This window comes from Streptomyces sp. NPDC048352, from assembly GCF_040651895.1.
In the GTDB taxonomy this organism is placed as follows: domain Bacteria; phylum Actinomycetota; class Actinomycetes; order Streptomycetales; family Streptomycetaceae; genus Streptomyces.
The window spans coordinates 1-10,592 of the sequence record NZ_JBEZKZ010000128.1 but is presented as its reverse complement, the minus strand read 5'-3'; the positions used below and the strand labels follow the sequence as shown (position 1 = coordinate 10,592).

The 10,592-nt window shown below is 72.0% G+C and carries 10 protein-coding genes and 1 riboswitch; of the genes, 9 read left to right on the top strand and 1 reads right to left on the bottom strand.

The genetic code is table 11. The annotated features are described in order from the left end of the window. Positions 1 to 73: 73 nt before the first annotated feature. The 8 genes from AB0D45_RS33850 to AB0D45_RS33815 all read left to right on the top strand — a co-directional run bounded on the left by AB0D45_RS33850 (position 74) and on the right by AB0D45_RS33815 (position 6,832). Complete coding sequence (locus AB0D45_RS33850) at positions 74 to 979, top strand: DUF881 domain-containing protein (protein ID WP_362466343.1); 906 nt, start codon at positions 74 to 76, stop codon at positions 977 to 979. After that, on the top strand, positions 976 to 1,308 hold the full coding sequence (locus AB0D45_RS33845) for a small basic family protein (RefSeq protein WP_030010496.1): 333 nt from the start codon (positions 976 to 978) through the stop codon (positions 1,306 to 1,308). The genes AB0D45_RS33850 and AB0D45_RS33845 overlap by 4 nt, the downstream gene beginning before the upstream one ends. Before the next feature lie 5 nt (positions 1,309 to 1,313). After that, positions 1,314 to 2,153, top strand: a complete 840-nt coding sequence (locus AB0D45_RS33840) for a DUF881 domain-containing protein (protein ID WP_362466340.1) — start codon at positions 1,314 to 1,316, stop codon at positions 2,151 to 2,153. A gap of 130 nt (positions 2,154 to 2,283) precedes the next feature. Beyond that, positions 2,284 to 3,174, top strand: a complete 891-nt coding sequence (locus AB0D45_RS33835; RefSeq protein WP_361609224.1) for an FHA domain-containing protein — start codon at positions 2,284 to 2,286, stop codon at positions 3,172 to 3,174. Positions 3,175 to 3,243: 69 nt separating this feature from the next. After that, positions 3,244 to 4,008, top strand: a complete 765-nt coding sequence (locus AB0D45_RS33830; RefSeq protein WP_362466337.1) for a MerR family transcriptional regulator — start codon at positions 3,244 to 3,246, stop codon at positions 4,006 to 4,008. A 62-nt stretch (positions 4,009 to 4,070) separates the two neighbouring features. Beyond that, complete coding sequence (locus AB0D45_RS33825) at positions 4,071 to 4,544, top strand: bifunctional nuclease family protein (protein ID WP_007262890.1); 474 nt, start codon at positions 4,071 to 4,073, stop codon at positions 4,542 to 4,544. Between the two features lie 184 nt (positions 4,545 to 4,728). Beyond that, a complete protein-coding gene (locus AB0D45_RS33820; RefSeq protein ID WP_362466335.1) occupies positions 4,729 to 5,367 on the top strand; it encodes a MerR family transcriptional regulator in 639 nt (212 codons plus the stop codon). Between the two features lie 64 nt (positions 5,368 to 5,431). After that, complete coding sequence (locus tag AB0D45_RS33815; RefSeq protein ID WP_362466332.1) at positions 5,432 to 6,832, top strand: DNA polymerase IV; 1,401 nt, start codon at positions 5,432 to 5,434, stop codon at positions 6,830 to 6,832. Here AB0D45_RS33815 and AB0D45_RS33810 read toward each other — a convergent pair. Then, positions 6,829 to 7,185, bottom strand: coding sequence for a PRC-barrel domain-containing protein (locus tag AB0D45_RS33810; protein ID WP_361609233.1), 357 nt, complete (start codon positions 7,183 to 7,185; stop codon positions 6,829 to 6,831). The genes AB0D45_RS33815 and AB0D45_RS33810 overlap by 4 nt on opposite strands. A gap of 122 nt (positions 7,186 to 7,307) precedes the next feature. Then, positions 7,308 to 7,406, top strand: a riboswitch (glycine riboswitch). A 195-nt stretch (positions 7,407 to 7,601) separates the two neighbouring features. Here AB0D45_RS33810 and gcvP point away from each other — a divergent pair. Then, positions 7,602 to 10,487 carry an aminomethyl-transferring glycine dehydrogenase gene (gene gcvP, locus AB0D45_RS33805; protein ID WP_362466329.1) on the top strand — a complete coding sequence of 962 codons (2,886 nt, stop codon included), beginning with the start codon at positions 7,602 to 7,604 and terminating at the stop codon, positions 10,485 to 10,487. The last annotated feature ends 105 nt before the right edge of the window (positions 10,488 to 10,592 follow it).

Below are 10,592 nucleotides of genomic sequence, written 5' to 3'. Positions count from 1 at the left end.
CCGGGTGCGGGGAGCCACCCGCCCCGGCCCGCCGGACGAGCGCATTGGGTGTGGGCGGCGCCGACATGCGACGATGTGCGGCATGTCGCAGCCGCCCACCAACCGGAGTTCGGCAACACCGCCGGCGCGCCCGGACGCGTCCATGTCGCTGCTGACCCACGTCATGGACCACAGCCTGGACGAGGGCTATGCGGAAGCCGCGGCACGGCGCGAGGCGGACGGTACGGCGGGGCTGCCCCGTACCCTCAAGGCCAAGCTGGCGCTCGCCGCCGGCCTGGTGATCGCCGCCATGGTCGTCACGCTCGGCGCGGCGCAGGCGCGGGTGGCGGCGCCGGTGCTGGCCAAGGAGCGCCAGGAGCTGATCGACCGGGTGCGGCGCGCCGGTGATCACGCGGACGGGCTGGAGCGCGACATGGAGCGGCTGCGCACCGAGGTCGCGGACCGGCAGCGCGCCGCGCTGAAGCAGCAGGTCGGAGAGCGTGGCCGGCTGGTGGAACTGCTGGCGGGTGCAACCGAGGTGCGCGGTCCCGGCGTCAAGCTGGTGGTGGACGATGCCAAGGGCGCCTCGTCGGGCGGCGGTGGCGGCCCGCGCGAGAGCGCCGGGTTCTCGAACACCGGCCGGGTGCGCGACCGGGACATGCAGCGGATCGTCAACGGGCTCTGGCAGGCGGGTGCGGAAGCCGTCTCGATCAACGGGCAGCGGCTGACGGCGCTGTCGGCGATCCGGGCCGCGGGCGACGCGATACTGGTCGACAACAAGCCGCTGGTGCCCCCCTACGAGGTCCTCGCGGTGGGCGACGGGAAACGGCTCGGGACCGCGTTCCAGGACTCCGTCGACGGGCAGTACCTGCACGTCCTCCAGGAGAGCTACGGGATCCGCTACAGCCTGACCCCGATGGACGAGGTACGGCTGCCGGCCGCGTCGAGCCTGACCGTCCGCACAGCCACAGCAGAAGAGCCGAAGAAGGGTGCATCGTGATCGCGGTACTGGGCCTCTTGGCCGGAGTGGTGGCCGGGCTTCTGGTCCGGCCCGAGGTGCCGGCCGTGGTGGAGCCGTATCTGCCGATCGCCGTGGTCGCCGCGCTCGACGCGGTGTTCGGCGGCCTGCGCGCGATGCTGGACGGCATCTTCGTCGACAAGGTCTTCGTGGTGTCCTTCCTGTCGAACGTGGTCGTCGCCGCGCTGATCGTCTTCCTCGGCGACAAGCTGGGCGTCGGCTCCCAGCTGTCGACGGGCGTGGTCGTCGTCCTCGGCATCCGGATCTTCTCCAACGCCGCGGCCATCCGCCGGCACGTCTTCCGGGCGTGAGGCCGATGAGCACGCAGAACACCCCGCCCGGTGAGCCGGAGGTCCCCGGGCAGCACGGGTCCCCGGCCGGCGCGCCCCGGCCGCAGGAGCCCCGGCAGGAGCCCGGCCCGGCCGGGCCGGAGGAGACCGGCCGGCAGCGGCTGGCCGCCGGGCTGTGGCCGCCGCGGTTCAGCCGGGCCCAACTGATCGTCGCGCTGCTGCTGTTCGTCCTGGGCCTCGGCCTCGCGATCCAGGTCCGCTCGAACAGCGACTCCAGCGCCCCGCTGCGCGGCGCCCGCCAGGAGGACCTGGTCCGCATCCTCGACGAGCTGGACGGGCGGACCCAGCGCCTGGAGGACGAGAAGCAGCGGCTGGAAGACCAGCGCAAGGAGCTGCAGAGCAGCTCCAACCAGGCCGAGGAGGCGCGTCGGCAGACGGTGGAGAAGGAGCGTCAACTGGGCATCCTGGCGGGTACGGTGGCAGCACAGGGCCCGGGCATCACGCTGCGGATCACCGACACCAAGGGCCAGGTGCGGTCCGACCAGCTGCTGGACACCCTCCAGGAGCTGCGGGCGGCCGGGGCCGAGGCGATCCAGATCAACGGTGTGCGTGTCGTGGCGGGGTCGTACTTCTCGGACGAGGGCGGCGGGGTCGGCATCGACGGTAAGAAGATCACACAACCCTATGAATTCAGGGTGATCGGCAAACCGCAGGATCTGGAGCCGGCGCTGAACATCCCGGGCGGTGTCGTGCAGACCATGGAGAAGGAACAGGCCACGGTCGCCGTCACACGGTCGGCGAAGATCGTTGTGGACGCCTTGCGGGCTGCGAAGCAGCCTGACTACGCTCGGTCGTCATCGCCGTGATGAGGGATGCGACGTGGACAGGCTCACGCGGGCCGACGCCTGCGGGGGGTCGACGCACGGAAGTCGCCGTGCGTGGTGGAAACTGTCTGGTGGTTACGGACGTTGTCAGAATGTCCGGGTCGGCAGGTGTGTGCATGCAGAGTTCGTCCTGCCCCACGGGCGGGTCTGTTTCGGTCAAGGGGAATCGCCCGTGAAGTTGTTTGAGAAGTTGTTCGGCAAGAAGAAGAACGAGGAAAGCGGTGCGGCACGGCACCGCGCGGGGCAGCCGGAAGCGGAAGGGCAGGGCGACAGGCCCCTCTTCCGCGACGAGGTGGCCGGCCCGGGTGACGCGGGGGCGCGCGGCGCGTCGTCCGTTGACCCCGCTGGTTCCGGACGCATAGGTTTCGGTGACCCATCAGCCTCAAGTGCGGGTGGAGGGTACGCCTCTGACCCGTATGCCACCAGTGCCTCCGCGGGGCAGCCGCGGCGCGAGGAGCCGTCCATGTCGGCCGAGCAGACGTGCGGCAGGTGCGGGCACCGCAGCGATGCGGCGAGCCGTTTCTGCTCCAACTGCGGGGCGCCGCTGCGGCCGGGTCTGACGCCGGAGCGCGCTTCGGAGACCACGTCCACCATCTCGATCTCGGGCCTGGAGGCCTACGAGGCCGAGGGTTCGGGCCAGCACGCTCCGTCCTCGCTGTCCCCCGAGGCCCAGGCCGCGGTGGAGGCGCTGCCCCCCGGTTCCGCCCTGCTCATCGTGCGGCGCGGACCCAACTCGGGCAGCCGCTTCCTGCTGGACGGCGAACTGACCACGGCGGGCCGGCATCCGCAGAGCGACATCTTCCTGGACGACATCACCGTCTCCCGCCTGCATGTCGAATTCCGCCGGAGCCCGGAGGGCGGCTTCACCGTCTCCGACGTGGGCAGCCTCAACGGCACGTACGTGAACCGCGAGCCGATCGACTCCGTCGCCCTGCACAACGGCGACGAGGTGCAGATCGGCAAGTACCGGCTGTGCTTCTACGCGAGCCTGCGGGGCGCCTGACCCCCTCGGACACCGTCCGGGGGGCACCCCACCCCCGGACACCCCCGGGGGGACCCCAGGGAAGGTTCCATGCTGCGTACCCCGACGGGCGGCGCCTCGAAGAACGGCGCCGCCGGCTCGTCCCGGCAGCTGGTCAGCATCGGCATGGTGCTGACCATGCTGCGCGACGAGTTCCCCGAAGTGACGATTTCCAAGATCCGCTTCCTGGAGGCGGAGGGGCTCGTCGAGCCCAGACGCACACCTTCCGGATACCGCAAGTTCAGCACGGACGACGTGGAGCGGCTCGGGCGCATCCTGCGCCTGCAGCGCGACCACTACCTGCCGCTGAAGGTCATCCGGGAGCAGCTCGACGCGCTCGACCGCGGTGAGCAGATCCGCATCCCCGCACCCGCGGCGCACGGGGAGTCCGTGGATCCCGCGGGTGCCCCCGCGGTCGGCGGGGAGGCGGGCGGGGAGCGGCCGACGGTGGCCCGGGTCGGCCGGGCCGAGCTGCTCGCCGCCGCCGAGGTGGACGAGGTCCAGCTCGTGGAGTGGGAGTCGTACGGGCTCATCTCCGAGGCCCCCGGCGGCGGGTTCGACGCCGAGACCGTCACCGTGGCCCGGCTGATCGCGGAACTGGGCCGGTTCGGGCTCGAGCCCCGCCATCTGCGGGCCATGAAGGCGGCGGCGGACCGGGAGGCCGGTCTGGTGGAGCAGCTCGTGGCCCCGCTGCGCCGCCACCGCAACCCGCAGACCCGGGCGCACGCCGAAGCCACGATGAAGGAGCTCGCAGGGCTGTCCGTACGGCTCCACGAGGCCCTGGTCCGGACCGCTCTCGGGGTCCGTCCGCACTGATCCGACGGGTCCGGGGGAGCCCCGACTACCCAAACCTGCCGAGCACGTCCTAGGGTTGCTGTGTGAACGAGCTCGACGTTGTGGGTGTCCGGGTGGAAATGCCCTCCAACCAACCGATCGTGCTCCTGCGTGAAGTGGGAGGCGACCGGTACCTCCCCATCTGGATCGGTCCTGGGGAGGCGACCGCCATTGCCTTCGCGCAGCAGGGCATGGCCCCTGCCCGGCCGCTGACGCACGACCTGTTCAAGGACGTGCTGGAGGCGGTCGGTGAGGAGCTCACCGAGGTCCGGATCACGGATCTGCGGGAGGGCGTCTTCTACGCGGAACTGGTCTTCGCCAGTGGAGTCGAGGTGAGCGCGAGGCCGTCGGACGCCATAGCGCTGGCCCTGCGGACGGGAACGCCGATCTACGGCAGTGACGGCGTCCTCGACGACGCAGGCATCGCGATTCCCGACGAGCAGGAGGACGAGGTGGAGAAGTTCCGCGAGTTCCTCGACCAGATCTCCCCCGAGGACTTCGGAACGGGCCCCCAGTAGTCCCGCCGAAGGCCGCGCGGCTCACCGGGAACTGTCAGCCCATTCGAGTAGCCTTTCCCGGCAGCGGGGTACGGGAAACCACTCTCAGGGTGATTATCACTCGGCGTGCCGAGTGTGGCGATCGTTGACGCACCCCTGGTCACTGCCTACCTTCGAGGTGGCAGGTCAAGGACGGAGGGTCGGCGTGAGGATCACGGGCGACGGTACGACCGGGGGCACCCCCGCGCGGAGCGACGGTGGGCCGTACCCGCTGCACGGCGGCGCGGCGGGATCCGCGCACCGTCAGCCGGCGTCCCCGCCGGTCGGGCCGGTGGGTGAGGGCCCGGCGCCCGAGGAGGTCGGCTACCGCGGGCCGACGGCGTGCGCGGCCGCCGGGATCACGTACCGCCAACTGGACTACTGGGCCCGCACCGGGCTCGTGGAGCCGAGCGTCCGGCCCGCGTACGGGTCGGGGACCCAGCGCCTGTACAGCTTCCGCGACGTGGTCGTCCTCAAGATCGTCAAGCGCTTCCTGGACACCGGGGTGGCGCTCCAGAACATCCGCACCGCCGTCCAGCACCTGCGGGACCGCGGCTTCCGCGACCTCGAGCGCATGACGCTGATGAGCGACGGCGCGACCGTGTACGAGTGCACCTCGCCGGACCAGGTCGTGAGCCTCCTCCAGGGCGGCCAGGGCGTCTTCGGCATCGCGGTGGGCGTCGTGTGGCGCGACGTCGAGAACGCGCTCTCCCAGCTGCACGGGGAGCGCGTGGACACGGGGGAGACCCTGGTCGGCCACAATCCCGCCGACGAGCTGGCCGCGCGGCGCAACCGGGCCGTCTGACCCGGATGCCGCCGGGCGCGCCGGCACCACGGCGTTGTCAGTGGCATGGGGCAGCATCGGTGCTGTGAGAGCCGCACCGACCATCCTGCACCTGGACATGGATGCCTTCTACGCCGCCGTGGAACAGGCGTCGAAGCCCAGCCTGCGCGGGAAGGCCGTGATCGTCGGCGGCCTCGGCCCGCGCGGGGTGGTGGCCACCGCCTCCTACGAGGCCCGGCGGTTCGGGGTGCATTCGGCGATGCCGACCGCGCAGGCCCGCCGGCTCTGCCCGAACGGCGCCTACCTGATCCCGCGCTTCAGCCTCTACCGCGAGGTCAGCGATCTCGTCATGGGCCTGCTGCGGGAGCTGTCGCCGCTGGTCGAGCCGCTCAGCCTGGACGAGGCCTTCGTGGACCTGGAGGCGGGCGGAGCGGCCTTCGACGCGGCGGGCGCCCGCGCCACCGGCGAGCGGCTGCGCGCGGACATCAGGGCCGCCACCGGGCTCAGCGGCTCGGTGGGCCTGGCCGGCTCCAAGATGCTGGCCAAGGTGGCCTCGGAGGAGGCCAAGCCCGACGGGCTGCTGCTGATCGAGCCGGGGACCGAGCGGGAGCTGCTTGCACCCATGTCGGTGCGCACCCTGCCGGGGGTGGGGCCGGCCACCGGGGAGCACCTGCGGCGCGCCGGGATCACCACCGTGGGGGAGCTGGCCGAGGCCGGCGAGGACGAACTGGTGCGGATGGTGGGCCGGGCGCACGGGGTGGGCCTCTACCGGATGGCGCTCGGGCTGGACGACCGCCCGGTGGTCGCCGAGCGGGACGCTAAGTCCGTGTCGGTGGAGGACACCTTCGACGTGGACCTGCACGACCGGGTCCGGATCCGGTACGAGGTGCAGCGGCTCGCCGACCGCTGCGTGGGCCGGCTGCGCGGGGCGGGGCACTCGGGGCGGACCATCGTCCTCAAGGTCCGCCGGTACGACTTCTCGACGCTGACCCGCTCCGAGACGCTGCGGGGGCCGACCGACGACCCGGCGGTGGTGCGCGAGGCGGCCGCACGGCTGCTGGAGGGCGTGGACACCACCGGCGGGGTGCGGCTGCTTGGGGTGGGGGTGACGGGGCTGGCGGACTACACCCAGGAGGACCTGTTCGCCCACGCGCTGGCCGCCGCCGGGGAAGAGGCGGAGGGGGTGGCTCCGGAGCCTTCCGGGGCCGGTGGGAGCGGCTCGGCTGCGGCCGGGAGCGCGGGGCCGCCGGAGGGGGCCCCGGCAGCCCCGGAGGCCGAGCAGGCGCCTCCCGTACGGCACTGGGCGGCAGGGAGCGACGTACGGCACGCGGTGTACGGGCCGGGGTGGGTGCAGGGCAGCGGGGTCGGACGGGTGACCGTGCGGTTCGAGCAGCCCGGATCGCCCCCCGGCCGGGTCCGTACCTTCCGGCTGGACGACCCGGACCTGGAGGCCTCCGATCCGCTGCCCCTCGTCGGTGACGGCTAGGCGGTGTCCTGGGGGCGGGGGTGCTGGAAGTCGGAGGGGAGCGCCACGTCCAGCCCGTAGTGGTGGTAGAGCTGGAGCTCCTGTTCGGGCGAGAGGTGGCGGCCGACCCCGAAGTCGGGGGCGTCCTTGATCAGGGAGCGGTCGAAGGGCACGCGCAGGGCGTCGTCCACCACCTCGCTGGGTTCCAGGGGGACGAAGGCGTCGCGTCCGAAGAGGCCGGTCCGGACGGCTGCCCACTCCGGGACGCCCGTGGCGTCGTCGAGGTAGACCTCGTCCACGGTGCCGATCTTGGCGCCGTTGCGGTCGAACGCCTTGCGGCCGATCAGGCTGCGGGGATCGATGTCGGTCTGCACGGTCCCTCCGTACGGTCGCAGTGCGCACAGCTCGTGCGTAATGACTACGAAAGTGCATATTTGGAGAGGGGGCCACTCGAGGGAGGGTCGAGATCCTCGCTGGTAGGCTGGGTGACGGCTGTTGACCCTGTGCGGGAGAGTCCTCCGAGTGAGTACGACGGAGGCGCCGAAGGAGCAAATCCTCCCCGGAATCTCTCAGGCATACGTACCGCACGGACGAGGCCACTCTGGAAAGCAGGGGCAGGTGCCGGGCCCGCAGTGCCGGCTCCTCCCCTCACCGACGGTGAAAGCCGGAGCTCACGGGCGAACCCCGCGACTCCGGTGAAGCTCTCAGGTTGAGATGACAGAGGGGGAGGCCGTCCGGGTGCCCGCGCCGTGGTGCCCCTCGCAGGTCATACGACCAGGAGGCCTCCGTTATGACCGCCAACCGCATTCCGCTCTCCCAGCTCGAGCGGGGCATCCCCTTCGAGCAGCGTCACATCGGCCCGGACGCCGAAGCGCAGGCCAAGATGCTCGCCCAGGTGGGCTACGGCTCCCTCGACGAGCTCACCGCCGCCGCCGTACCGGATGTGATCAAGACCGCCGAGGCGCTGAACCTGCCCGAGGCGCGGACCGAAGCCGAGGTGCTGGCCGAGCTGCGCTCGCTCGCCGACCGCAACCAGGTGCTGTCCTCCATGATCGGTCTGGGCTACTACGGCACCTTCACCCCGCCGGTGATCCTGCGCAACGTCATGGAGAACCCGGCCTGGTACACCGCGTACACGCCGTACCAGCCGGAGATCTCGCAGGGCCGCCTCGAGGCGCTGCTGAACTTCCAGACCCTCGTCGCCGACCTGACCGGTCTGCCGACCTCGGGCGCCTCCCTGCTGGACGAGGGCACCGCGGCCGCCGAGGCCATGTCCCTGGCCCGCCGCGTGGGCAAGGTCAAGGGCGGGGTCTTCCTCGTCGACGCCGACGCGCTGCCGCAGACCATCGCCGTGATCGAGACCCGCGCCGAGCCCACGGGCGTCGAGGTCGTCGTCGCGGACCTGTCCGAGGGCATCCCGGCCGAGATCGCCGAGCGCGGTGTCTTCGGCGTGCTGCTCCAGTACCCGGGCGCCTCCGGCGCCGTTCGCGCGATCAAGCCGGTCATCGACCAGGCGCACGAGCTCGGCGCGATCGTCACCGTCTCCGCCGACCTGCTCGCGCTGACCCTCCTGACCTCCCCGGGCGAGCTGGGCGCGGACATCGCCGTCGGCACCACCCAGCGCTTCGGCGTCCCGATGGGCTTCGGCGGCCCGCACGCCGGCTACATGGCCGTCCAGGCCAAGCACGCCCGCTCGCTGCCCGGCCGCCTCGTCGGCGTCTCCGTGGACGCGGACGGCAACAAGGCCTACCGCCTGGCCCTCCAGACCCGCGAGCAGCACATCCGCCGCGAGAAGGCCACCAGCAACATCTGCACCGCGCAGGTGCTGCTCGCCGTCATGGCCGGCATGTACGCCGTCTACCACGGCCCGGACGGCCTGCGCACGATCGCCCGCCGCACCCACCGCTACGCCGCGCTGCTCGCCGCGGGCCTGACGGCCGGCGGGATCGAGCTGGTGCACGGCTCCTTCTTCGACACGCTCACCGCCCGGGTGCCCGGCAAGGCCGCCGAGGTCGTCGCCGCCGCCCGCGAGAACGGCGTCAACCTCCACCAGGCCGACGCCGACCACGTCTCGCTCTCCTGCGACGAGACCACCCGCCGCGCCGACCTCGAAGCCGTCTGGGCCGCCTTCGGCGTCACGGCCGACATCGAGGCCCTGGACGAGGCCACCGCCGACGCGCTGCCCGAGGCCCTGCTGCGCTCGGACGCGTACCTGACCCACCCGGTCTTCCACCAGCACCGCTCCGAGACGGCGATGCTGCGCTACCTGCGCAAGCTCTCCGACAAGGACTACGCGCTGGACCGCGGCATGATCCCGCTCGGCTCCTGCACGATGAAGCTCAACGCGACCACCGAGATGGAGCCGGTCACCTGGCCCGAGTTCGGCCAGCTGCACCCCTTCGCGCCGATCGAGCAGGCCCAGGGCTACGCCACGCTCATCACCGAGCTGGAGGAACGTCTCTGCGAGGTCACCGGCTACGACAAGGTCTCCCTCCAGCCGAACGCCGGCTCCCAGGGCGAGCTCGCCGGCCTGCTGGCGGTGCGCGCCTACCACCGCGCGAACGGTGACGAGCAGCGCACCATCTGCCTCATCCCGTCCTCCGCGCACGGCACCAACGCCGCCAGCGCCGTGATGGCCGGCATGAAGGTCGTCGTCGTCAAGACCGCCGACGACGGCGAGGTGGACGCGGAGGACCTGCGCGCCAAGATCGAGCAGTACCGCGACGAGCTCTCCGTGCTCATGATCACCTACCCGTCGACGCACGGTGTGTTCGAGGAGCACGTCGCCGACATCTGCGCCCAGGTGCACGAGGCCGGCGGCCAGGTCTACGTGGACGGCGCCAACCTGAACGCCCTGGTGGGCCTGGCCAAGCCGGGACACTTCGGCGGCGACGTCTCGCACCTGAACCTGCACAAGACCTTCTGCATCCCGCACGGCGGCGGCGGCCCGGGCGTCGGCCCGGTCGGCGTCCGGGCCCACCTGGCCCCGTACCTGCCGAACCACCCGCTCCAGGCGACCGCCGGCCCGGAGACGGGCGTCGGCCCGATCTCGGCCGCGCCGTGGGGCTCGGCGGGCATCCTGCCGATCTCCTGGTCGTACGTGCGCCTGATGGGCGGCGAGGGCCTCAAGCGCGCCACCCAGGTGGCGGTGCTCGGTGCCAACTACATCGCCAAGCGCCTGGAGCCGCACTACCCGGTGCTCTACACCGGCCCGGGCAACCTGGTCGCCCACGAGTGCATCATCGACCTTCGTCCGCTGTCGAAGGCGACGGGCGTGAGCGTGGACGACATCGCCAAGCGCCTGATCGACTACGGCTTCCACGCGCCGACCATGTCCTTCCCGGTGGCCGGCACGCTGATGATCGAGCCGACGGAGTCCGAGGACCTCGCCGAGATCGACCGCTTCTGCGACGCGATGATCGCCATCCGCGCCGAGGTCGAGCGCGTCGCGGGCGGCGAGTGGCCGGCGGACGACAACCCGCTGGCCAACGCCCCGCACACGGCCGCGGCCCTGGGCGGCGAGTGGAACCACCCGTACAGCCGTGACGAGGCCGTCTTCCCGGGCGGCGTCTCGGCCGCCGAGAAGTACTGGCCTCCGGTGCGCCGGATCGACGGGGCCTTCGGCGACCGCAACCTCGTCTGCTCTTGCCCGCCGCTGGACGAGTACGACAACTGAGCCGCCGGCGGGCGGGCCCGGGGTGCGCATCGCTCCCGGCGAGCGCCTGGGCGGGGCCGACGTAGGCTGATCCCGAGCCCCACCGCAACCGCACCTCGTAACCCC